Source organism: Photorhabdus sp. RM71S (genome assembly GCF_042879355.1).
Classification (GTDB): Bacteria; Pseudomonadota; Gammaproteobacteria; order Enterobacterales; family Enterobacteriaceae; genus Photorhabdus; species Photorhabdus kayaii.
The window spans coordinates 37373-59583 of sequence record NZ_JBHFKV010000032.1 but is presented as its reverse complement, the minus strand read 5'-3'; the positions used below and the strand labels follow the sequence as shown (position 1 = coordinate 59583).

Annotated in this window: 24 protein-coding genes and 4 pseudogenes; 13 read left to right on the top strand and 15 right to left on the bottom strand. The window is 44.5% G+C overall.

Annotated features, from left to right (window positions below; all coding sequences use genetic code 11):
* Positions 1-181 (top strand): hypothetical protein (locus tag ACGF5R_RS16505; RefSeq protein WP_387691827.1); only part of this gene is annotated, 181 nt, incomplete at its 5' end.
* Between the two features lie 98 nt (positions 182-279).
* Positions 280-597, top strand: a complete 318-nt coding sequence (locus tag ACGF5R_RS16500) for a hypothetical protein (RefSeq protein ID WP_152963879.1) — start codon at positions 280-282, stop codon at positions 595-597.
* 158 nt (positions 598-755) lie between these two features.
* Here ACGF5R_RS16500 and ACGF5R_RS16495 read toward each other — a convergent pair whose 3' ends face one another.
* Positions 756-1373, bottom strand: coding sequence for a recombinase family protein (locus tag ACGF5R_RS16495; protein ID WP_152963878.1), 618 nt, complete (start codon positions 1371-1373; stop codon positions 756-758).
* A 299-nt stretch (positions 1374-1672) separates the two neighbouring features.
* On the opposite strand from ACGF5R_RS16495, the gene ACGF5R_RS16490 reads away from it, so the two are divergent.
* Positions 1673-2629 (top strand): DNA-binding protein, encoded by a 957-nt coding sequence (locus ACGF5R_RS16490; protein WP_387691824.1) that lies wholly within the window; start codon positions 1673-1675, stop codon positions 2627-2629.
* A gap of 45 nt (positions 2630-2674) precedes the next feature.
* On the opposite strand, the gene ACGF5R_RS16485 is transcribed toward ACGF5R_RS16490, so the two are convergent.
* Genes ACGF5R_RS16485 through ACGF5R_RS16475 form a run of 3 tightly spaced genes read right to left on the bottom strand, consistent with a single transcriptional unit; the run spans position 2675 to position 4339 of the window.
* Positions 2675-2917 (bottom strand): hypothetical protein, encoded by a 243-nt coding sequence (locus tag ACGF5R_RS16485; RefSeq protein ID WP_387691836.1) that lies wholly within the window; start codon positions 2915-2917, stop codon positions 2675-2677.
* A gap of 32 nt (positions 2918-2949) precedes the next feature.
* On the bottom strand, positions 2950-3630 hold the full coding sequence (locus ACGF5R_RS16480; protein ID WP_387691822.1) for a helix-turn-helix transcriptional regulator: 681 nt from the start codon (positions 3628-3630) through the stop codon (positions 2950-2952).
* A gap of 34 nt (positions 3631-3664) precedes the next feature.
* Positions 3665-4339: a PAS domain-containing protein gene (locus ACGF5R_RS16475; RefSeq protein WP_387691820.1), complete on the bottom strand. Its 675-nt coding sequence runs from the start codon at positions 4337-4339 to the stop codon at positions 3665-3667.
* An 890-nt stretch (positions 4340-5229) separates the two neighbouring features.
* Here ACGF5R_RS16475 and ACGF5R_RS16470 point away from each other — a divergent pair.
* Positions 5230-5442, top strand: coding sequence for a transcriptional regulator (locus ACGF5R_RS16470; protein WP_387691818.1), 213 nt, complete (start codon positions 5230-5232; stop codon positions 5440-5442).
* A 247-nt stretch (positions 5443-5689) separates the two neighbouring features.
* On the opposite strand, the gene ACGF5R_RS16465 is transcribed toward ACGF5R_RS16470, so the two are convergent.
* From ACGF5R_RS16465 to ACGF5R_RS16440, 6 genes and pseudogenes are all read right to left on the bottom strand, one after another.
* Positions 5690-6865 carry a MalY/PatB family protein gene (locus ACGF5R_RS16465; protein WP_387691816.1) on the bottom strand — a complete coding sequence of 392 codons (1176 nt, stop codon included), beginning with the start codon at positions 6863-6865 and terminating at the stop codon, positions 5690-5692.
* Complete coding sequence (nhaC, locus tag ACGF5R_RS16460) at positions 6852-8306, bottom strand: Na+/H+ antiporter NhaC (protein WP_387691814.1); 1455 nt, start codon at positions 8304-8306, stop codon at positions 6852-6854. Before nhaC ends, ACGF5R_RS16465 begins: the two co-directional genes overlap by 14 nt.
* A 152-nt stretch (positions 8307-8458) precedes the next feature.
* The gene (locus ACGF5R_RS16455) at positions 8459-9460 is read right to left on the bottom strand and encodes a LacI family DNA-binding transcriptional regulator (RefSeq protein ID WP_387691812.1); all 1002 of its coding nucleotides are present in this window, start codon (positions 9458-9460) and stop codon (positions 8459-8461) included.
* Between the two features lie 74 nt (positions 9461-9534).
* Positions 9535-10209 carry a helix-turn-helix transcriptional regulator gene (locus ACGF5R_RS16450; protein WP_387691810.1) on the bottom strand — a complete coding sequence of 225 codons (675 nt, stop codon included), beginning with the start codon at positions 10207-10209 and terminating at the stop codon, positions 9535-9537.
* 485 nt (positions 10210-10694) lie between these two features.
* Positions 10695-10838 (bottom strand): annotated as a pseudogene (locus ACGF5R_RS16445) (group II intron reverse transcriptase/maturase); the annotation flags it as partial.
* A 240-nt stretch (positions 10839-11078) separates the two neighbouring features.
* Positions 11079-11315, bottom strand: coding sequence for a helix-turn-helix transcriptional regulator (locus ACGF5R_RS16440; protein WP_110742853.1), 237 nt, complete (start codon positions 11313-11315; stop codon positions 11079-11081).
* A gap of 247 nt (positions 11316-11562) precedes the next feature.
* Here ACGF5R_RS16440 and ACGF5R_RS16435 point away from each other — a divergent pair, with 247 nt between their 5' ends.
* Positions 11563-11910 carry a helix-turn-helix domain-containing protein gene (locus ACGF5R_RS16435; protein WP_240042422.1) on the top strand — a complete coding sequence of 116 codons (348 nt, stop codon included), beginning with the start codon at positions 11563-11565 and terminating at the stop codon, positions 11908-11910.
* Between the two features lie 30 nt (positions 11911-11940).
* On the opposite strand, the pseudogene ACGF5R_RS16430 reads toward ACGF5R_RS16435, so the two are convergent.
* From ACGF5R_RS16430 to ACGF5R_RS16415, 4 genes and pseudogenes are all read right to left on the bottom strand, one after another.
* Positions 11941-12156: pseudogene (locus tag ACGF5R_RS16430) on the bottom strand (ISKra4 family transposase); the annotation flags it as partial.
* Between the two features lie 24 nt (positions 12157-12180).
* A pseudogene (locus ACGF5R_RS16425) lies at positions 12181-12767 on the bottom strand (TniB family NTP-binding protein); the annotation flags it as partial.
* A 2-nt stretch (positions 12768-12769) separates the two neighbouring features.
* Positions 12770-13069: pseudogene (locus ACGF5R_RS16420) on the bottom strand (transposase); the annotation flags it as partial.
* Positions 13070-13280: 211 nt separating this feature from the next.
* Positions 13281-13439: a hypothetical protein gene (locus tag ACGF5R_RS16415; RefSeq protein ID WP_081738188.1), complete on the bottom strand. Its 159-nt coding sequence runs from the start codon at positions 13437-13439 to the stop codon at positions 13281-13283.
* A gap of 625 nt (positions 13440-14064) precedes the next feature.
* On the opposite strand from ACGF5R_RS16415, the gene ACGF5R_RS16410 reads away from it, so the two are divergent.
* From ACGF5R_RS16410 to tssL, 6 genes are all read left to right on the top strand, one after another.
* Positions 14065-14511 carry a hypothetical protein gene (locus ACGF5R_RS16410; protein ID WP_132356194.1) on the top strand — a complete coding sequence of 149 codons (447 nt, stop codon included), beginning with the start codon at positions 14065-14067 and terminating at the stop codon, positions 14509-14511.
* Between the two features lie 94 nt (positions 14512-14605).
* Entirely contained in the window at positions 14606-14815 is a 210-nt protein-coding gene (locus ACGF5R_RS16405) for a hypothetical protein (RefSeq protein ID WP_132356195.1), read from the top strand.
* Between the two features lie 973 nt (positions 14816-15788).
* The gene (gene tssB / locus ACGF5R_RS16400; protein ID WP_036847100.1) at positions 15789-16286 is read left to right on the top strand and encodes a type VI secretion system contractile sheath small subunit; all 498 of its coding nucleotides are present in this window, start codon (positions 15789-15791) and stop codon (positions 16284-16286) included.
* Positions 16287-16327: 41 nt separating this feature from the next.
* Entirely contained in the window at positions 16328-17860 is a 1533-nt protein-coding gene (gene tssC, locus ACGF5R_RS16395) for a type VI secretion system contractile sheath large subunit (RefSeq protein WP_387691806.1), read from the top strand.
* Positions 17861-17865: 5 nt separating this feature from the next.
* Positions 17866-19215: a type VI secretion system baseplate subunit TssK gene (gene tssK / locus ACGF5R_RS16390; protein ID WP_387691804.1), complete on the top strand. Its 1350-nt coding sequence runs from the start codon at positions 17866-17868 to the stop codon at positions 19213-19215.
* Complete coding sequence (gene tssL, locus ACGF5R_RS16385) at positions 19212-19877, top strand: type VI secretion system protein TssL, short form (RefSeq protein WP_387691802.1); 666 nt, start codon at positions 19212-19214, stop codon at positions 19875-19877. Before tssK ends, tssL begins: the two co-directional genes overlap by 4 nt.
* A gap of 120 nt (positions 19878-19997) precedes the next feature.
* Here tssL and ACGF5R_RS16380 read toward each other — a convergent pair whose 3' ends face one another.
* On the bottom strand, positions 19998-20159 hold the full coding sequence (locus ACGF5R_RS16380; RefSeq protein ID WP_387691800.1) for a hypothetical protein: 162 nt from the start codon (positions 20157-20159) through the stop codon (positions 19998-20000).
* Positions 20160-20344: 185 nt separating this feature from the next.
* Here ACGF5R_RS16380 and ACGF5R_RS16375 point away from each other — a divergent pair, with 185 nt between their 5' ends.
* Entirely contained in the window at positions 20345-21616 is a 1272-nt protein-coding gene (locus tag ACGF5R_RS16375; RefSeq protein WP_387691798.1) for an OmpA family protein, read from the top strand.
* A 4-nt stretch (positions 21617-21620) separates the two neighbouring features.
* Entirely contained in the window at positions 21621-22112 is a 492-nt protein-coding gene (locus ACGF5R_RS16370) for an Hcp family type VI secretion system effector (protein ID WP_036847109.1), read from the top strand.
* The last annotated feature ends 99 nt before the right edge of the window (positions 22113-22211 follow it).

Below are 22211 nucleotides of genomic sequence, written 5' to 3'. Positions count from 1 at the left end.
GGCAACTCAACCGGACTATTACCCATTATCGGCCCATGAATACTTATACGTTAAAGTGGCTTCTTTAGCTGCTTTGCCACATAAATGCCCCACAGTTTTTCATGCTCTCCTATATTCAACCATCATTTTCTTCATTAAGTCGGTGATTAAGAAGGCAGAGAACAGCGGGTTCAACAATTAACTGAATAATGTCTAATGAAAGTTGAAATTGATGAATAAATTTCAGGTGACTAGCATGAAGGATGAAATTAAATCTGAAAACATTAGAGGGAAATATTTATGTTCAAAAATTTATTAAAAGCCGGAACATTAGCATTAACATTATTAGGAGGAATAGGAACTGCATTAGCAGTTGGAACGGAATACTATTGTCCTGCTGGGTCTTTTTCGATTAAGGATCAAAAAGTATATCCAGATTCCCCTCTTGTTATGTGGGTTGTTCATTCAGAAAACAAATTTTCTGATAATTTCCTAAGAGGTGGTAGAAAATGGAGTTTCAGAGGACCAGTTTATGGGTGTTACCTCGATTCAGATTATTCACAAACTGGGAAAATATACTATGCCGCTGAATATATAGGCGAGTGGTTAAAAAAATAAGGCCCTGTTGCAAATAGCCGATGGTAATTGGCGGGACGTGTTCGCCGCCATTTGCGACCCTTGTATACCTAGCTGGATTTTGCCTGTAGGGGTTCTTTAACTAACAATGGCATTCGGTTAAGATCTTGCCGGCGCATCAAAAGATATACGCCTCAGGGTCATGCTTTGAGTTTAACAATGCGTATAACCGTTCGTTCTGAAACACCACATAACCTCGCAGTATCACGGATGCTCTGTCTGTTTTTAACCCGAAGCTCTATGATTTTTTCATGCAATTGATGATCTGCCTGACGTCCCCGGAATTTACCGGCCACCTTGGCTTTAACTATCCCTTCCTCTTGGCGCCGGCGACGGTCCTGATAGTCTTTGCGAGCAATGGCGGCTAGCATATCAAGCATCATTCCATTAATAGCCTTAAGCATTGAAAGGGTAAACTCATCGTCAGCATGTGTTGCAAGAGCCATATGGCTCGTCGGGAGGTCAAGACTGACAACCACAAGGTGTTTTTCTTGGATAAGATGCTTTAGTTTTTGCCAGCCCTTTTCATCTAGGCGTGAAAGTCGATCAACCTGCTCGATGAGAATAATGTCACCAGGTGCGGCATCATCAAGCAGTCGTAAAAGTTCTGGCCGTTGAAGTGATGCCCCGGATACATTTTCGATGTACCAACTTGCTAGCCGAAATCCTTTTGCTTCAACAAAGGCTTTCATCCTATTTTTTGCTCGGAGAGCATCCTGTTCTTTTGTTGATGCTCGGAGGTAACCGTGGATGTACATTTTTCACCCATTTGTGACGTTTAAGTGATGATCATAATATATGTGACAGATAGGTGATGATCCAAGGGGAAAATGACAACACTTTAGGCTATGACATAAGGGTATACCTTATTGTCATTTATCCAGCGTAATGATTTTGGCCTATGTTGAATTTATGACTTGACAATGTAAGTGACAGTATCACACAATTTGTTTGTTTGTTTGTTTGTTTGTTTGTTTGTTTGTTTGTTTGTTTGTTTGTTTGTTTGTTTGTTTGTTTGTTTGTTTGTTTGTTTGTTGCATATAATGAGGAGATTGCAATGCGTCCTGCGGTATTTGAACCTGAAATAATTATTGAAGCTGGTAAAACTTTACAAGCGGAAGGACGTAACGTCACCGGGTTTGCGCTCAGAAGCAAAGTAGGTGGCGGAAATGCGAGCCGTTTGCGTCAAATCTGGGATGAGTTTATTTCCTGTCAGACAGTAATAGCTACTGAACCTGTTGCAGAATTACCCGTTGAAGTTGCTGAGGAAGTTAAACAGGTTTCCGCGTCGCTGACCGAACGTATTAATCAGTTAACTATTGATCTGAATGATAAAGCGGTTAAAGCTGCGGAACGTCGGGTGGCTGATATTACACGTGTTGCGGAGGAACAGACAGCCCAGGCTGAGAGAGAATTGACTGATGCGGCTCAAATAGTTGATGAGCTGGAAGCCAAACTGAAAGAGTCTCATGCTAAGGTAAATAATCTTGAGGAATGCTTAAGTGAGTCGCAATTGCAGGTGAAAAATCAAACAATAGAACTGGCACAGCTAAAAGAACGGCTATCTGCGATAGAACAAGCGGCCAAAATTGAATCTGAGCAACATTCTCGTGAGCGGGCTCAATGGCAACAACGGTTAGTAGAGACAGAGTTGGTCGTGAAAACAGTATCGGAACAGCATAAAGCCGCTGGAGAGGAATTAACAAAGTTGAAAGTAAGAGCCGCAACTGATGCTCAAGTATACGTTGATTATCGAACACAAGTAGAACAAGATTTTACCCGCCAAGCTGAATTGTTGGAACAGGCGAAGATGGATTGCGATGCAGTCAGGCGTGAATCTATAGAAGCTCGTGAAAAAATAGCTAAAATTTCTGGGCAGTTGGAAGCCGAACATGTACAAAACGCATCACTACTTGCTGTTGTAAGACAGATACAGGATAGTAACCAATCATCAAGAAGTAGTAAATTAGAGGAAGTGAGCACCGAAAAGAAGTCAAGAAAAAAACAAAGTTAAGGTAGTATTAGACTTGGTTATTACCAAATTGGGAGCTTGCGCCCATCAATGGCATTCGGTTAAGGAAAGCGCTTTGCTTACCGGGTTCTGCAGGGTGGTGTAGCTGGGTCGAGCAATCTTGTTCTGGTTGAACCAAATGACCAGTTCAGCGGCAACAAAACCCGGTGTCATTAAGGATATTAACTGCCGTTTCTTCCTTAAAACGGGCAGTAAAGGGATCATCGCATAATAAATCATGCCCGCTTTTTCCGATAAACCGAGCATATAACGATAACTCAGTTCGGCCACTTCCTGTCGTGAACATCGCTAAAATTTGAGATTCAAACCAAAATACTGCTTTCAGGATGTAAAAATCTTTCGGGTACATAAAGATCATAATCATTAAAGCGACAGTATTCCTCCAATTGCTGAGCAGACTTAACACCAACCTTTCTGTATATTTGTGCCGTATAGTGTTCGACAGTACGGTAGGAAATGTTTAATATTCTGCCAATTTGTTTACTGGTATTTTTATGTAAAGAGAGAAAAATGACATCCCACTCCCGTTGCGTAAACAAATCAGTTGGCGGCTGAAACATAATAGATGCAGGGAGTTTTCCATAAAATAGACGGGTTAATGAGAAATCCTGGGCTTCCCGTCCGTGGAAAATGATCCCGACACATTCGTTTTCATCATTATATAGTGGGTATTTTTCACAAAAATGAGATGATAAAAATTTATCTTTGCCAAACATATGTGTTTCAAGCGAACAGACTGTTGTTTCGCTCTTCATTACACTTTGATCATGAAGAACAAATTCTTTTGCAAACTCAGCGCCATCCCAAGGAAGCTCATAATCATATCGCCCTTCGTAATCAAATGAGTCTGGCAGATTTTCAAGATGTTTAAGTGCCAGATTGCCATAAATAAAGCATGAATTTTTATCTTTGATCCCCCAGGGCTCATTACTTTGTTGCATTGTGTTAATGATTTGAGGGGAAATGATTACTTTATTATTCATATCATCATTCCTTATTATGTTTAAATGATATTAATCAGCTTAATTCTCTACTGCCAATAGTGACAAATCTTTCAGGGACATAGAGGTCAAGTTTATGTTCTTTACAGAAATCCTTTAATTCTGCATGTAAGGGCAAATTGAATTTTCGGTAAATTGACTGAATATGATTAACAACATCCTCTGTATTCATCATTAATGCTTCGCTGATACTTTCTTCATCCAGTGAGCGCAGAGTCAAAAAGAGCACTTCCCACTCAGTTTGCGTCAGTATATCGTTAGGCGGTGTGAATTCCAGCGTCACCGGAGATGTTCTTTCATAGTAGTAAGCCGTAGAAAAGTTTTTAATTTTGGACATGTGAAAAATAATCCCCATGCAATCCCCCTTTTCATCACAAAGGGGATATTTGTCACAAATATAGGTTTGCTGAGTTTTATTTTCTCCAAATGGATGCGTTTCCATTGAAGATACTTTTTGCATAGTTTGAATAACTTTTTGATCCTGACGGTAATATTCTTTTTCATATTCTGCAATAGATGAGGGTAATTCTCCTGATGAAAGCCCCGTAATATCGAAATCTTCGGGCAAGTTGAGCAGTTGATAGAAAGCCGGATTAGCATAGATAAACCTTGATTGCAGATCTTTAACTCCACAAGGTTCATGACTTTTTTCCCACATATGAATTAATTGCTGATCGATATTATTTGACATAGTAACTCCTTAATTATGATTAAGTCATTATCTGAATGAATTTTTTTCTGGTTATACATAAAATAATTTAACTATATAATATAGTATAACAATTATCCAGCCAAAGACTGCATGTTCATTAATTTTATGATGGATTTCTTTATAAAGATATGAGATATTATATTGCTATATGTCACATAAAAATTTTTAAATTTGGTATCAAATCGGAACCTGGCGTGATCATTTAGACGTTTTTCTTCTACACGTGAATTGAATAATCTTTAATAAGAAAAAAACCGTTTCTTTTTCCCTGCTTGTTAAATAAGATTTCAAAATGGTGTTACATCTTATGTCACTTATAATTCTATGTATAACAATGAGTTGAAGAGGGTTATGTGTAGCAGAATTATGAAACGTTATTTCACAACCATAGTTGCCCCTTCCTCAAATAAGTCATTTTGAGATATTGATATTGCAAATAGATCATCATCTTTATCTGCACATAAATATGGAATATGAGCCAATGAGCTAACTTTGTTGGTGTCATTCCTCGTAACTGAAGAGCTTCTTTTAAGACATTCGTTAAAGTATTTCATACGTTTACAGCATTTACAAAAATAACTAAACTTTTTAAACATTTTAGTATCCGCAAAAGAACATTTCTGAACATTTAACGTTCATTTTTGAACAATTGAAGTTCATTTATGACCTTTTTGTCGTTAGACGTAACATTTTCCTATTCGGAGAATATTTGGCTGTACTTGGCGGGGTTTAATGTTTTTGTACAGCCATTTTTTAGCATTCCGCCCAATGCGGACTCAGGGAAAAAGCTGTAACAACATAAAAATATCAATTTGAAGAGAGTATGAATATAGCACCTTGAATAACCAAACTGAGGAGAGAAGAAAGAAATGATTGTAAAAATCGACTGGCACCCAGCAGATATTATTGCGGGACTTAAAAAACGGGGAACGTCATTATCTGCTGTTTCAAGAGCAGAGGGGCTTGCATCATCCACATTAAGTAATCCGCTGCACCGGCCCTGGCCTAAGGGTGAGCGGATCATTGCTACTGCTTTGGATTGTGAGCCTTTCGAAATATGGCCAAGTAGATATTCTAAATAATAATGAAAAGAGATTAAGTACCTGAAATTTATCTTATGTCTTGTGGAAAGCTTCAGGCAGGATAATAGAATAAAAGCAGAGCTATTAACGCTCTGCTTTGTTATCGTGCTCTGATTAAAATATATAATCAGGCCAATTCAGGATATTTATCATTGGAATGCCTTTTCTACATTAATCGTTAATTTTTTATCTTGTGTTGACATCCACCTATATTTCTACTAATTCCGTGGATACCTTTTTATTTTAATCATGTCACCTGAACCAAACCAGCTATTGCCTTTTCAAGGTATTCGCGGGGAAAACCTAAATTTACTCTGATAAACCCTTCCCCCTTATTGCCAAAACTCCATCCCATTGAAACGACTATTTTGGCTTTTTGTAGTAAGGCCCGTTGCAGGGTGTCATCATCTAAGCCCAAATCGCGACAATCCAGCCAGGCCAGATATGTACCTTCCGCTTTAGTCATTCGGCACCAGGGAACGGCAGACGTTAAAGCCTGTCCGAACCAGCAACGGTTTTCTGCCAGGTAATGTTGTAGTTCATCAAGCCATACATCCCCATGTTGATATGCGGCTGTAGCCGCAGTCATCGATAGCGCGTTAAATACATCCAGTCCATGAGCATCCAGCCGCGCTTTAAAGGCATGTCGAAGTTCGGGATTGGGAATGAGAAAGTTCGATATACGAAGTGATGAGAGTCCAAATGTTTTACTTGCTGAGGTGGCAGCAATGACGTTGCTATGCCATTCGTTCCCCAGATGCAGTACCGAGGTGAATGTTTTCCCAGGTAAAATCAAATCAGCCCAAATTTCATCGGAAATTACCGTTACCCCGTACTTTTTACAGAGCGTCAATAGCCGGGTCAACTCGTCGCGATCCCAGCATCGGCCAGTAGGATTGTGTGGGTTACATAACAATAGCAGAGGCGGTCTGTGTTGTTCCAACATCTGTTCCAGATGATTATAATCAATTTTATAACCTTCAGGACTTTCAAGAAGCGGGTTTTCAATCACCATCCTGCCGTTCATAGTAATAATTTTGGCGAATGAAGCATAATAGGGTCCTTGCACAACGACACCTTCCCCCGGTTTACTCAGCATCTGGATCAGTAAAGCCAGTCCAGGAATGACACCTTCTATTGACGTGAACCAGTCGCGATGCAAGGTCAACTGATGACGTTTTGAAAACCAGTCTATTGTTGCCTGGTAATAGTGATCGTCGCGTTCGCTATAACCGAAAATGCCGTGGTTGACTCGGGTGTGTAGTGCTTGCTGGATTTTTTCCGAACATTGGAAATCGAAATCAGAAATCCACATTGGCAGAAGATCAGTTTGGCTCAATTGCAGGTAACGATCTAAAAAGTCCCACTTAACAGAGCCCGTATTGTGGCGATCGATTATTTGATTGAAATCACGCGGTTTCATGTTGAATTTCCTTATTCTTCAGGGGGGTTGCCGGTGTGACTCTTGCAATACCAAAACCGGTAAAGCCATAGATGAGAGCCAGGAAGACGGCAGCATAGCACTGGATAGCCCAGGGCAGTAGGTCAAGCGTACTGACACCCAATGTAGTCGCCATATAAATGCCGGCAGAAGTCCAGGGGATCAACGGTTCTATGACGGTACAGCCGTCTTCTATTGTCCGTGACAGATTTTTATTATCCAGTCCCATGCGGCGATAGGCACTTTTAAAGAGTTCTGCCGGGATGAGGAGAGCCAGCTTTCCGTCACAGGTTGCACCCGTTACCAGAATAGTGGTTGCCAGGGTTGCAGCGATAAGTTGCCCGGTTGTGTGAACAACTTGTAGAAGCCGGTTAATGATAATGGTCAAAGCACCAGTGAGTGCTAAAGCGCCAGCAAACGCGAAGGCACAAAATACCAGCAGGATGGTGCTCATCATTGAGAACATGCCACCGCGATTGAGCAGACGTGGGACGTCGCTAACGACGCCAGTGATGTTGTGCCCCTGCTCAGAGAACATGGAGAGATTGAAGCCATCTATTAACGCATTAAGGCCCTGTTTAAGGGTGAATCCTTGCAGACCTATGCCGATCACGATAGCCAATGCACAGCCAGCCAGCATGACGGGTATCACCGGACGTTTTGTTATTGCTCCCCACAAAACCAGTATTGGTGGCAAAATCAGTAATAAATTGAAGTGATACAGGCTTTCAAGAGATTGAAGGATACCTGTGATTTTTTCAGGTGTTGCCACGCTCCCTGTTAAGCTTGTATGACCCGCAATAAAATAAACAATAGCGGCTAAAATAAAGCCAGGGATAGTGGTATACATCAAATGTTGAATATGACTGTAAAGATCGGTATCGGCGACGATGGCAGCGAAGTTAGTCGAGTCAGATAACGGTGAAATTTTATCACCAAAATACGCGCCTGAAACAACCGCGCCCGCCGCTGCCGCCAGAGACACATCGAGGCCAGCGGCGACGCCCATTAGCGCTACGCCAACTGTTCCGGCTGCCCCCCATGACGTACCGGTACAGACTGAGATAACGCTCGTGATAAAGAAAGCAGCAATAAGTATGTATTGAGGGGTAATCAGCTTTAACCCCCAATACACCATATACGGTATGGTTCCGCTGAACATCCAGGTCCCAATTAACCCGCCTACGCAGATCAGTATCATGATCACCGGCATCGCTTTGGCTAGTTTTGCCACAATGGAATCAATAATGTCATTCCAGCGATAACCCTGCCAGTATGCTAAGGTCGCTGCTATTCCCGCTGATATGAGCAATAGAGATTCGATGCGCAAATTCAGTTGCCCGTACCCAATAACCAATAGTAAGAGCATTGCTGCGATTGGCAATATAGAGAGTCCCAGATTAAGCTTTTTCTTATCATCCATATTAAAACTCCGGTTTTAGATGAGTTGTTGAAATAGAATAATGAATTTATTTTGAATGAGATGTGACAGATATTACTGGTTCATGTCATTGGTTTCATAAGATGTGAAATATATCTGTATGTCACTTTTATGCTTATGTGCGATGCTTTTTATTACTCCATCAGAAAAACGGAATCTCTGATGACAAGTTCGGCTGAGAACATATTCATTTGTGGAGCCACTTCTTTTTTGGTACTGAGCTGCAATGCCAGATTAGCGGCCCTCTGAGCCATGCTTTCTATTGGGTTGTGAACGGTAGTTAAGGCAGGATAAAGATATCGGGCCGGGACGATATCATCAAACCCAACGATCGACAGTTGCTCCGGTAATTTGATTTTCCGTTGATGTAGGGATCGCATCATACCGGCAGCCATAACATCGTTAAATGTTACCGCCGCAGTAAAGCCGATGCTGCTGTCTAAGAGCTTTTCTGCTGCCAATTCGCCCCCTTTTTCGTTGAATGGAACGTTAATAATCCAGTCGCCAGGTACGGTGATACCCGCATTAGTCATTGCGGCATAATATCCCTCCAAACGGAGCCTTCTGTCATCAATTGGTAGATCTGCTGTTACACAAGCAATTTTTCGATGACCATTTTGAAGAAGATAGAGGGTAGCAGTCTGAGAGGCACTGACATTATCCAACCAGATACACCGGTTGGAGATAGCAGGGAAATATCGATTAATAATCACTAATCCTGGCGTATGAGCGGCATAACGTAATACGTCTAGATCACTCATTCTACTAACATGCGCTACTATTGCTTCACATCCTTGGTTAATTAAAAAATCTAAGGCCGATCTCTCAAGTTCAGCTTGATGTCCTCCACTACAAACCATCAACTTGACCTTTTCCTGTCGGGCAATTTTTTCAACCCCGCGCGCCAAAAGGGAAAAAAAAGGATCAGCCAGATTACCAGTGAGTAAACCCAACATATTCCCGCATCGTTTTGCCAATGCAAGTGCGGCAAAATTACGGTGATAATTGAGCTCACGCATGGCTTTTTCTACACGCTCACGGGTGCCTGGTTCAACGTAAGCCGTGCTGTTGATGACGCGGCTTACAGTGGCTACGGATACTCCAGCTTGATATGCTACGTCTTTCATAGTAGTCATGCTTTCTCCTCAGCAGTTATGTAAAATAAATCATATCCCAATTAATAGAATAATATAGAGCACAGGCATCATTCTTAATCCAGCAAAAAATGGTTCATGGATTTAAAGTATTTTGGTGGAATATATAAATTATAATTATTTTCTTCGCAAAATAGTTTCAACTCAATAATTGATCCGATTGATAATTTCTCATAGATATCTTGGAAGTACTTTTCCACGGTACGGCATGAAATTTTCATTTCATGAGCAATACATTGATTACTGATGCCGCGGCAGAATAAAAATATTATTATCCATTCTTTTTCTGTCAATATATTATTAGGGGGTCTGAGCTTAACAAACATAGATGTATCATTTTTAATATAATGGTGGACTGAAAAATGATTAATTTCTTTAATGTGACAAATTATTCCAATACAGTGATTCTTTTCATCTATTAACGGGTATTTTTCACAAAAATAGGGATTAAGTTGTTGGCCGTCGCTTTGAAGATAAGCCCCAACAGATGATATTCGTTGCATAGTCTGTAAGACCTTACGGTCATGTTCTTCAAAAAGGTGAACAAGATGATCAAACGGTGTAGGTAATTCTTTGGCAGTATATCCTGTGACATTAAAGTGTTCAGGTAACTTACTTAGTTTAATAAATACTTTGTTTGCATATATAAAACGAAATTTCTTATCTTTTACAAACCATGATTCATGACTTCTATCCCACATATTTGTTAACTGAGGAGTAATTTGACTCATATATGACCTTCAATAATTATTGAATATAAGTAGAAAAGTCTTTCAACAATCAGTAAGAATAGCTATTCGTTCTATAGGGAATGACTCCCTCATAATTGGAAGTTATAGTATTGCTATGATTTCAATAGCATGAGTGGTCCCAGATTAAGATTGTTCTTAATCATAAAGTTCAAACTCCAGTTTTGAATTGTTTGTTACAATAGAGTAACAAATCCAGTTTAGGTGGAATGTGAGATAAGTTTGCTGTTCATGTAACCGGTTTCATGAAGTGTGAAAATGTGATTTATATATCAATTTTAGGTCTTGCTTATAACCGAGTAACGGCAATATCCCCTAATTTTTTAGGGTAGTTGTGGTCGGTTGATGTTTTTAGCGGGTCCAGGGTGAGTAGACCTGCCCAGTCACCTGAGCAGACCCCTCCTCAGAACCGGACGTGCGGAACTACCGCATCCGGCTCCCGACAGATCAGTGTCCCCAACACATATTCAGCAAGAACTGAACATTGAATAAGTTCTCCAACGAGATGGATAACCCAGCAGTTTCAGGATCAGAATCAGCTTTTCCCACGTGACTCCCCGACGCCCACCTTTCCGGTTGAACCAGCGGTAAAGTATCCGTTTGCTTTGGTGGGGGTTATCGGGTCGCGCAAGGGAACTTCCCCCCTACGCGACCCGATAACCCCTCTATCAGAGGAATTAAAAGATGTGAAATATCCTCTTCGTTAATTTTAGTTCTTTATAGGATTATGATGAATTACCAACGCGATACTCAAAGATTGGTATTAGCTATTGCATTGTATAATACAATAGCTGGCAATTATTTTGTTTTTTGGTTAATAATGACGCTTGAATATTGTTAGCACCATTGGCTTAAACCCACCTCTTTCCATTTTTTTCACGACGTGATGGCCAAATATCGGATGGATGCAAACCTAATTCAACAGCAATCAATGCTTCTCCTTTTGGCCACGGACGATGTAATGCGTTGCTTAATGTACTTGGTGCTAAACCGGCTTTACGGGAAACGGCTGAAAGAGTTGTTCCTCGTTTTTTCAACTCACAAATGATCTCAGCAGGATGCCAGTCTTGATTTAAATTAGTTTTCACAACGATCCTTCCTTCTATTTAATGGTTATTTATTGTTATAATAACTTTTGTAAATATTATTTATTCCCTGGTGATAAAATGGTTTTAGGAAAATACATCTACATGATGATAGTTCATTAAATAGGTTCATAATATGACCCCAGGGGTCATGTTGTGCGCCTGCCACGCATTCTGAAACAGTGGTAAAAAATAGTCAAGATGAAACCATAGAAACCACTTATATTTTTTACATATGAAGCCACAGCGATTGATAGCGGCACGAAAAGCACAAAATCTATCTCAACGAGCAGTTGGAGAAGCATTAGGAATCATTGATTCAGAACAAGCACGAAAAAAAATCAGCAGATATGAAAAAGGATCTGTATTTCCGACATACGAAGTAGCATGTCAGATAGCTAAAATATTGAATGTACCAGAGTGTTATTTCTATATTGATGATGATTTTTTCGCCGAACAAGTTTTAATGTTATACAAAAATAACTTTTCTGATGGGTTTGAGAATAGTCTGATTATTACACTAAAAGAAAAAAATCAGGAATACGAACAAGCATTAAAGGACATAAAACGCACTATAAATTCTTTAAGAACCCTATAATGTCGAGAACATAAAATCTATGGGGTATTTTTACGCAGCTAGAGCCTCTATCTCTGTATTCTTCAATTTGGGATACCAACGATGAAATAAACTTTCAAGCTCTTCATTTAATACCGCTACCCGTGTTTGTAAGAGATAATGAGCACCTTGCTGACTCCATTGCATTTGCTGTTTTTTCGCCATCCGCTTTTCTATCACTTCATTTACGGTTAATTCAACAAATGCTGTTGATATCGGTTCTCCGTAACAATACCTTTATAGAGTCCAGTTTATCGCTAAATAAGCATCGTGTGTACCAACACCAATCAGGGGAATACTCAGTTCGTTGCCAAGAAAGCGCAATAAGTTGAGAAATTCTCGCCGATTTACGCTGTTACCCGCTAGAATGTTGTGCAGCTCGTCTATCACTAACAGGCGAACGCCAACCTTACGTAACAATGTTAGTGCCAATTGTTCCATTTCTGGTAGTCGGGGGCGGGCCGTAATGGTGCGCCTATTGCGATGAGCAACGCGACGTAGAAGCGGATCACTGAGGGTTCAGACGGCATCTTCTGCACAACCAATACTGGAATGTACTCTTGGTTGTCGTCATAGCTGGCCGGATGGGTACGCCGGAACTTTTCTATGACCATCGACTTGCCATTGTTGGTTGGGCCAATCAGCAACAGATTAGGCATGCGCTGCTTATTAGGCCAAGTATACAGGGTTTTCAACCGGTTCAATGCATCAAGCGCTCGTGGATAGCCTATCCAGCGATCAGCGCGGATACGCTGAATACACTCGGCTGTTGGCAACTGAGCCAGCCCTTGTACAGCTGGCAACAGATGGGATAAATCAATGATAGGATATTCGTCCACAGCTACCACTCCTCTATTTGATCAAATGGTTTGGTCAAAGGCTGATTTTTTGTCTGTTGGTCAGTTATCTCTATTTTTGGCAGAACGGACTTATTTGGTGGAAGCGACAGCTTGAGGTGCTGGCGTCGTTCTGCATCACGACGGGTTTTGCGTGTCGCTTTCTGTGCCGTAGTGACGATCTCACGCATTTGCTTGATCATGCGGAACAATATCGATTCATTCACCTGTTCTTGCCCGAGTTGACGAAGCTTTATCAACGCCTGTCGCTGCTCCCATAGGGTAACCTGATTATCACTTAAACTCAGCTCCCATAGGCGTATACTCAAGATAAGTCTGTGCGGAGGTAGATGTATTCGTTCCGTTGACGCCTCAAACCATAACGACTATTTTTTAATTAAATATGAGTGGCTTATGAGTGTATTAGGCAAAATTATTCCCCGGATACGGGCAGAGTTAACTCATTCGTCAGAGCCTAATTTTTTCAGACAAGTACAGTTCACTAAACTGAAAATATCAGAAGCAAAATTGATGAAGGTGATCATCATGCCATCCTTGAGCGATCTGAATGAGATAGTGAAAAGTTGCTAAAGACGTTTCATTTGATAACCTAAAACGACGCCAGACGATAGAACTGACACCCCGAAGTGCCACTCTAACGACATAGGATTTCATGGTGAGCTGCCTGATACGTACATTTAGTGACCCATTCTATCGCAAACTGAATTAAAGTGCCCCACAGTTTTTTATGCTCTCGAAATATTACCAACAAGGATAAGCTTGATTGCTGCGTTAAACCTGATTGAGTCACAAGTTCGTTATTGTGAATTAAATGCGGCAGGGACACTACCTGAAAAATTAGATATATAACATATCTAAGGCAAGAGCAAAAATAACTACCCATTCTCGAAATTAAATTTTTTATTGACGATAATCATCGTTCAATGTAGGGTACTTCTGTTGCAGCAAAATCTGTAACCGGACGTGAGAATCCGACTATCCTGAATGGCGCAAACTACACCACACGCCAACGCGTGTTTTTTTTGCGCAGCCTGACAACATCAGAGTTATGGTGACTCAGGCGGGGCAGCCTTTGGGCTGGCCGGTACCATTCAGGCCGGTTTCTCACCCCCGTTTGGGTTGCCACCTTGAGCGTGAGAACTTAAGGTGGTAAGAAAATCACAGAACTGAATGGAGTTTTCAATCATGTACCAATTCAAATTTATCCTCTGTCCGATCTAAAAATAATCTTTCATTCCCATACTTGTACATGTTTTTAATAAACAAATAGGTAATTTAAATGACTGACAGAAATGATCATAATTTGAAAAAAATAATTGCGTTAAGTCTTGCCACCGGTGCCGGTTATTTTTCATATAGCCCAGAAATTGGATTTAATAGATATAAATTTAGTGAAGAAGCAATTTTAGTAACGAATAAAGAAATAGATTTATATAGAGATTGCTCTAGAGACGATGGTTGGGATAGTGGAGTTGAAAATATATGCTGGGGCATTATCATTCAGAAAACAACAAAATCAAATAAAAAAGATTATATTCTAAGCGACATTGATACACGTTTTATATATAATAAAATACAATCTGACGCTGTTAATAATTTTGCATTAAATATACTTGAAGAAATAAAAATATATGAAAATCATTCAAATGATAATAAGCTAATTGATGGGCTTAGACTATCCGCAGTTTTAGCAAAAATTTATGCCAATCAACTTAATGATTCATAATGAGAAGTAGGTTGTAGATATACGATAGGGGCATATGTCTGACCATATGCCCCTATCTACCACATAAACCAAACTCGTAACGTGGATGCTTATTATGGCAACTAAACATGATAACACTATTAAAATAGATCTTCTAGATCTTATTATTGAAGCAAGAGACATCGGGCGAGCATGCTACATTTTAGCATCTTTAATTTCTAAAGATGACGATTTATATCCTCTAATAAATCAAATTTTAAGGCTGGTGCATTTCAGAACTGAAAAAGTGTACGCTAAAACGATAGTATCAGATCTGGAAGTCTAAATCGAGAGCATGAAATTGTGTGGGGCACACTACATAGGCGTTTATGCCGCTGTAGAGCCATCAACTGTACTCCGGCTAGCTCATTAATTCTGGTGCCGGGATACCAACGCTCAAATTGTGACTTTAGCTCGCCATTCAGAACGGCCGTCCGAGGAGAGCATTTAAATGATTGCCCCACAGTTTTTATGCTCTCAACTGAGTTGGTAATACGCCACATAACAATATTTCGTTTACCCGTGACTTGTTCAAATGAGCGTTATTATGATTGTGTACCCGAAAATAAATCATCGTCTCCATCATCAAAAATAGCAAAAAAGGATTCCGGTTTTATTTCACAGGATAGGACTTTTTCATCACCATACTTATCTATTCTATAAAAGCGAGAATGAATAAACGAGTTATCCCATAATATAATCGATATGATGCGGCTTAATTAAATGTATTCTCATTCGCATAATATGACTGATAACCATTCTCTTTTTCACCCATCCCATCAGGCACGATGTATTGATTATTTAGTGAATTGAAAACATAGTATAAATTTAAAAAATATAACCGATCGCTATCGTGCTGAATAACCCTAATGACAACAAAATAGATAAGCCGCTATCACCTTATGAAAATAAATACTATCTTTTTTGCAAAAAATATCATCTCGTTTAGGTTTTGTTAATATATTGTCTGTTATTTATCTACTTTGGCGAGTTTTTTCTCTGATAAGCGCTAAACAAAAAGTGCTTTTTTTAAAAAAATATCTTGCTTTTTTAAAAGACAGTTTAGAAAATCACCCTGGTTAGGAAATGGCCTGTCCGATAAATATCTTTATTTATGGTGGTGGTCTTGTCGGTGTTCTCTTATTTTCTGCTCGGTTAACGGCCTGTCCTGAAATACCTGAAACCGGTTTTATCTTCCTGAAATTCATTATGGCCTGACTCAGGTTATAGAGTTCTTTTTTATTATTGAGGAGCCGCTTGTGGCACAGAGCTTTCAAAACGAAATCCCCAAAGCGCGGATTAATATTAAATTGGATTTACATACCGGGGGGGCACAGAAAAAAGTCGAGTTACCGCTGAAATTATTAGTGATGGGCGATTACAGCCATGGTCAGGAACAGCGTCCCCTTTCGGAAAGAGAAAAGGTGGATATAAACAAAAACAATTTTGACCGGGTATTGGCTGAATTTAGCCCCACGATGAATCTGACGGTTGAAAATACCCTGGCCGGCGACGGAAGTGAGACGAATATCGCGCTGGCTTTCCGACAAATAAAAGATTTCGAGCCGGAGCACGTCGCCCGCCAAATTCCCCCACTGCGGGCATTGCTGGCGATGCGTAATTTGTTACGCGACCTGAAATCTAACCTGCTCGACAATGCCACTTTTCGCCGGGAGTTGGAACATATCCTCCAGGATGACCTGCTGAGCGACGAATTACGGGCAGAGCTGGCGGCGCTGGCCCCGCAGGCAGACTGATTATCAGCCTGTTTTTATAAAATTTAAGTCAGGAGAGACGAATGACGGTACAAGAGCAAACTACTGCGGCTGTGACTACCACAACCCACAGTGAAGGCGGGATTTATTCCGCGTTGTTTGAAAAAATTAATTTACAGCCGGTCGAACAACTGGGCGACATCGACCGCTTTCAAAACAACGATGCCCTGGCCGATGTGACGACGGATGAGCGCGTGACCGCGGCGGTCAGTGTTTTTCTGACGCTGCTGAAAGCATCAGCTCAAAAAGTTAAGCGGCTGGACAAAACCTTGTTGGATCATCATATCGGTGCGCTGGACAGTCAAATCAGTCGTCAACTGGATGTGGTGCTACATCACCCGGCATTCCAGCAAGTGGAATCGGCCTGGCGGGGCCTGAAATTTCTGGTTGATCGGACCGATTTTCGCCAAAACGTCAGAATTGAAGTGCTGGATGTGGCTAAGGCGGATTTGCAGCAGGATTTTGACGACGCGCCGGAAATTATCCAAAGCGGTTTCTATCGCCATACTTACATTCAGGAATACGATACACCGGGTGGCGAACCTGTCGGATCGGTGATTGCCAATTATGAATTTGGCGCAGGGGCGCAGGATATTGCCCTGTTACGGAACATTGCTAAAGTGGCCGCGGCGGCGCATATGCCCTTTATTGCCGCCGCCGGTCCGGCGTTCTTCGGCAAAGACACGATGGCGGAAGTCGCGGCCATTAAAGACATCGGTAACTACTTTGACCGTGCCGAATACATCAAGTGGAAATCCTTCCGTGACAGCGACGATGCCCGTTATATCGGCCTGACATTACCGCGGGTGCTGGGGCGTCTGCCGTATGGCCCGGATACCGTGCCGGTGCGAACGTTTAATTATGTCGAACAGGTGAAAGGGCCGGATCACAACAAATATTTGTGGACCAATGCCGCGTTTGCGTTTGCGGCCAACATGATGAAAAGCTTTGTTAACAATGGCTGGTGTGTGCAGATCCGCGGGCCAAAGGCCGGTGGTGCGGTGACTGACTTGCCGATCCATCTCTACGATCTGGGGACCGGCAGTCAGGTTAAAATTCCCTCGGAAGTGATGATCCCGGAAACCCGCGAGTTTGAATTCGCTAATCTGGGCTTTATTCCGCTCTCTTACTACAAAAACCGCGATTACGCCTGTTTCTTTTCGGCTAACTCAACGCAGAAACCGGCGGTGTACGACACCGGTGAAGCCACGGCCAACAGCCGTATCAATGCCCGTCTGCCGTATATCTTCCTGCTGTCCCGCATTGCCCATTACCTGAAGCTGATCCAGCGGGAGAACATCGGCACCACCAAGGACCGGCGTCTGCTTGAAATTGAATTGAACCACTGGATCAACACGCTGGTGACGGAGATGACTGATCCGTCTGACGATTTACAGGCCTCTCATCCGCTACGTGAAGCGCGGGTGATGGTTGAAGATATTGAGGACAATCCGGGGTTCTTCCGGGTCAGGTTGTATGCGGTGCCGCATTTTCAGGTCGAAGGACTGGATGTCAATCTGTCTCTGGTTTCTCAGATGCCGAAAGCCAAAGGGTAAACCTAATGAAAATTTCACGCCCGCTCTGGGTGACGGGGACCATTTTGTCGCCACAACAGTTTCAGCAGCAGGCCCGCTGGGAGGCCTATACTAACGACTGTATCGCCCGTTTGGGGCTGGTGCATCCCTGGGGCGTGCTGACCGCTGCGTTTGATAAAGAGGCATTGGCTCTGGGACAGCTAAAAGCGGATCACTTGTGTGTGCGTTTTGCCGATGGTTCGCTGATAGATACCGATCGGGCCGATCGATTGCCGCCGGCGCTGAAACTGACCGCAGTTCTGCCGACCGATACGCAACAGGCCACGGTGTTATTGGCCTTGCCGCAAACTTATGCTAACGGGGGGAATTGTCTTAAACCGGATGAACAAGCTGACCGCCCGGTACGCTACCAGCAGGCGTGGGTCCCGGTACAGGACGAATTCAGTGACCTCAGCGAATCCATGGCGGTGGCCCGTTATGCCGTGTCGCTGCGTTTTGACGGGATGGAAAACGGCCAGTATCTCACCTGTCCCGTCGCCCGTTTATTGCGTGACGCCCAGGGTAACTGGGTCTTCGATACGCAATTTGTGCCGCCATTACTGCGTGTTGGTGCTCATACCGGGTTGATGAACCGGCTTGACCGGTTGCTGACCCAACTGCGGGCCAAACAGACCCGGTTGATGGGGATGCGCCGTGAAAGTAATGAGCGGATGGCGGATTTTGCGGTAGCCGATGTCTCGTTATTCTGGCTGCTCAATGCGCTGAACAGTTATGAGCCGGTACTGAGTGATTTTTTTGCGCACGCCGATGTGCATCCCGAACTGTTCTACCGTGAAACGGTAAAACTGGCGGGCAGTTTGCTGACCTTCTCGCTGGACCATGACGCTGGGGTGATCCCCCGTTATCAGCACGATAACCTGACGGCGGTGTTCCCGCCGTTGTTTGATTTGCTGAGTAAGTTGTTCGAAGCCAGTCTGCCGTCGCGGATGGTCGCGATTGAACTGACGAAACCGGGAGAACAGCAGTGGCTGGCGACCTTACATGATGCCCGCCTGCGTGAAGCCGCGGATTTTTATCTCTCCGTTCGTTCATCAATGCCGGCGCATCAGTTACAAACCCGGTTTCCGCTGTTGTGTAAAGCCGGGGCACCAGATGAGGTTGACCGGATGATCAACCGAGCGCTGACGGGGATTCCTTTAGTGGCTCTCAGTCATGTGCCGGCAGCGGTCCCGTTACGGCTGGAGAATCAATATTTTGCTCTCGACCTGACCCATCCGGCCGCCAAAGCTATGCTGGCCGCGGAAACCTGTGCCTTTTACGTGCCCGGCATACTGGGCGATATTCAACTTGAACTGTTTGCGGTACTGCGGTCATGAACACATTACATTTACCCACTCAAAAACCGCAACCGGATATCGATGGCCTGCTGCAAAACTGTTATCTGCTGGTGACGGCATTGTGTCAGGGGGTGGCCGTGGAGCAGGGCGACACGGTATGGCGACATTGTATCGATGAGATAGAACGGGTACAGCAGGGGCTGCGTGATGCCGACCTCAGTGAGTCCGCGATAGCGCACATCAGTTATGCCCTGTGTGCTTTGCTGGATGAAACCATATTGAAGCGAAAGCGAGAGCCGGATGAAGGGTATACCGCCTGGCGTGCCACCTCGTTGCAGTTGCATTTCTTTGATACCGCTGAGGCGGGTAACCAATTGTATGCGCGGATCCGCACGGTATTGCATGAACCGGCCCCGGATAAGGTAGTGCTGACCTGTTTCCATCGGGTGCTGCTGTTGGGGTTCGAAGGCGATGGTCGGGAAGAGACGCCCCAGGTTCGTGAACAACTGATCACCCGCTTAAGTGAGCAGGTGGCACCGTTGGGTGCGGCACCGTTACCTCTGTTGGGCCCGGTGCCCCAGTCCGGTGGCTTGCGACATGCGATGAGTCGCCGGCTGGTCGTGACGGTGCTGTTGCTGGCGGGGGTTTGGTGGGGATTGAGTCAATATTTGGCGACATTGTTACCGGGACCAATACGATGAGTATCATGTTGCAGCGGTTGCTGTGGGGATGGGGCACCGGGCTGGCACTGTTGCTCTGTCTGATATGGCTGCCCTTATCGTCCGCAGGCCAGTGGGGGGGCGGGGTTATTATCGTGCTCTTCACGCTGGCAGGGGGATTTTATACCGGACGCCGCCGGTTGACAGTAACCGATGACAGCCTGTCGGCGTTGCTGCCTCCGGAACGCGACCGTCATCCGGTGGTGCTGGTATACAGTGACGTTCAGGACAGCCTGTTTGGTGATGAATGTCTACGTCAGACACCCCAAGGCTGCTGGTTGAGCTTACCGTCCGGGATGTCGCTGTCTGACGCGGTGGACAGTTTACTGGCTGTCCGGCCCTCCTGGGGTGGGCAGCTGAGCGTCATGACGATAATCAACCCGCAGCAATACTGCGATGCGGCAGTCCTGGCTGGTCGGGTGCGAGAGCTGCGTTGGCAGTTGGCTCAGGTGCGGCAGCGGCAGCGTATCCCCCTGCCGTTACTGCTGGCAGGTTATTTAGCTGGGACTGCGCAACAAGTTGATCCGCCGTGGTTTGAGTGGCTGGCGGGACACCCCACCGTGACGGTCTGGCATGAGAAAGCCGCTTTTCAGCCGTTAGCGAACTGGCTGAAGCAGGGCACGGTGGCAGAACAGATGGTATGTTTTCAGCGCGGGGTTGAATTGACCGGCTGGGCTGACTGGATGAAGGAATACGTCCTCCCGGTTTGTCTGATGCCGGAGGCGGGGTTGCCGCCTTGTCCGCCACTGGCCATGGTGCTGACGTTTGTGCCGACGTTACCTCATCGGTTAACCGGCCACGTATGGCAACAATGGTGGCAAACCCGAACTGCGCTAAAGGGGGCGGGCGACCCGTTTACCTTGCCGGAGACGGAGGCATCTGTTTCGGCACTGCCTTTCCCCGACCGGGTATTACGCCTATTGCCGGTGGGCATGGTACTGACGCCCGTCCAGCGGGCACAAAGCTGGGCATTGGGGCTATTTTTGCTGGCCGGGGTGACGGCGTTGGGGTGTTCAGCCTGGCATAACCGCCAGTTATTGCGTCGGGTGGAGCATGACTTGCGGCCCGACTCTGCTGTTGCCATGACCGAGGGGGACCAACCCCAGTCAGTGGCAGTCCTGCGGGCTGATGCCAGACAGCTTGAAGGATATTACCGTGACGGTGTGCCGTGGCGTCTGGGATTAGGGCTGTATCAGGGCGAACGGTTACGTTTACCGTTGCAGGCTATTCTGGCGAGTTACCCCGTTGCCCCTCCGGTGAAAAAACCGGTGACGCCTTCGGTACCACAGACAATCCGCCTGAATAGCCTGGCCCTGTTTGATGTGGGTCAGGCGAAACTGAAAGCCGGTTCGACCAACGTGTTAATCAACGCGCTGATCGACATCCGCGCTAAACCGGGCTGGCTGATTATTATCACTGGCCATACCGACTCTACCGGCGATGCCGTGAAAAACCAAGCGCTGTCACTGGCGCGGGCAGACGCGGTACGCGACTGGATCTTACATACCAGTGATATACCACCCGCGTGTGTCGTCGTACAAGGCGAGGGCGCAACGCAGCCGATCGCTTCCAACACCACTACGGCGGGGCGAGCGGCCAACCGCAGGGTTGAAATCCATCTGATACCCCATGCAGTCGCCTGTCAGCGACCGCAACATGTGTCCGTTTTTTCACCAACGTCGCCGATACAGGCGACATTACATCAACAACAACAGGAGTAATATTATGGCGATCCCCGCTTATTTATGGTTGAAAGATGACGGCGGTGCCGACATCAAAGGGTCTGTCGATGTGCAGAACCGGGAAGGCAGCATCGAAATTGTGGCGCTGGAACATGCATTGCATATCCCGACGGACAACAACACCGGTAAGCTGACCGGGACCCGGGTGCATGCCCCCCTGGTGTTCACCAAAGAAGTCGATGCATCCACCCCGTATTTGTATAAAGCGGTCACCTCCGGCCAGACCCTGAAATCGGCGGAAATCAAGTGGTACCAAATTGATGACGCCGGTCAGGAGAAAGAATATTTCACCACTAAACTGGACAACGTGAAGGTGGTGAAAGTGGCACCGCTGATGCATGACATCAAAGATCCGGCCAAAGAGAAGCACAACCATCTGGAACGTGTGGAGTTCCGCTACGAAAAAATTACCTGGACGTACAAAGACGGCAACATCATTCACTCCGATGCGTGGAATGAGCGCAATCAGGCGTAATGCCCTGACGGCGGCTATGCCGACGGGATAGCTGCCATTTAACCTAATAGGCGCGGCGTGATTGCGGCGCCTGTTCAATACAAAATCCGGTGGGAGATC

Coding starts and splice junctions, on each gene's coding strand:
- ACGF5R_RS16500 (WP_152963879.1), top strand. CDS start 280: ATGTTCAAAAATTTATTAAAAGCCGGAACATTAGCATTAACATTATTA.
- ACGF5R_RS16495 (WP_152963878.1), bottom strand. CDS start 1,373: ATGTACATCCACGGTTACCTCCGAGCATCAACAAAAGAACAGGATGCT.
- ACGF5R_RS16490 (WP_387691824.1), top strand. CDS start 1,673: ATGCGTCCTGCGGTATTTGAACCTGAAATAATTATTGAAGCTGGTAAA.
- ACGF5R_RS16480 (WP_387691822.1), bottom strand. CDS start 3,630: ATGAATAATAAAGTAATCATTTCCCCTCAAATCATTAACACAATGCAA.
- ACGF5R_RS16475 (WP_387691820.1), bottom strand. CDS start 4,339: ATGTCAAATAATATCGATCAGCAATTAATTCATATGTGGGAAAAAAGT.
- ACGF5R_RS16470 (WP_387691818.1), top strand. CDS start 5,230: ATGATTGTAAAAATCGACTGGCACCCAGCAGATATTATTGCGGGACTT.
- ACGF5R_RS16465 (WP_387691816.1), bottom strand. CDS start 6,865: ATGAAACCGCGTGATTTCAATCAAATAATCGATCGCCACAATACGGGC.
- nhaC (WP_387691814.1), bottom strand. CDS start 8,306: ATGGATGATAAGAAAAAGCTTAATCTGGGACTCTCTATATTGCCAATC.
- ACGF5R_RS16455 (WP_387691812.1), bottom strand. CDS start 9,460: ATGACTACTATGAAAGACGTAGCATATCAAGCTGGAGTATCCGTAGCC.
- ACGF5R_RS16450 (WP_387691810.1), bottom strand. CDS start 10,209: ATGAGTCAAATTACTCCTCAGTTAACAAATATGTGGGATAGAAGTCAT.
- ACGF5R_RS16415 (WP_081738188.1), bottom strand. CDS start 13,439: ATGAAATCCTATGTCGTTAGAGTGGCACTTCGGGGTGTCAGTTCTATC.
- ACGF5R_RS16410 (WP_132356194.1), top strand. CDS start 14,065: ATGACTGACAGAAATGATCATAATTTGAAAAAAATAATTGCGTTAAGT.
- ACGF5R_RS16405 (WP_132356195.1), top strand. CDS start 14,606: ATGGCAACTAAACATGATAACACTATTAAAATAGATCTTCTAGATCTT.
- tssC (WP_387691806.1), top strand. CDS start 16,328: ATGACGGTACAAGAGCAAACTACTGCGGCTGTGACTACCACAACCCAC.
- tssK (WP_387691804.1), top strand. CDS start 17,866: ATGAAAATTTCACGCCCGCTCTGGGTGACGGGGACCATTTTGTCGCCA.
- tssL (WP_387691802.1), top strand. CDS start 19,212: ATGAACACATTACATTTACCCACTCAAAAACCGCAACCGGATATCGAT.
- ACGF5R_RS16370 (WP_036847109.1), top strand. CDS start 21,621: ATGGCGATCCCCGCTTATTTATGGTTGAAAGATGACGGCGGTGCCGAC.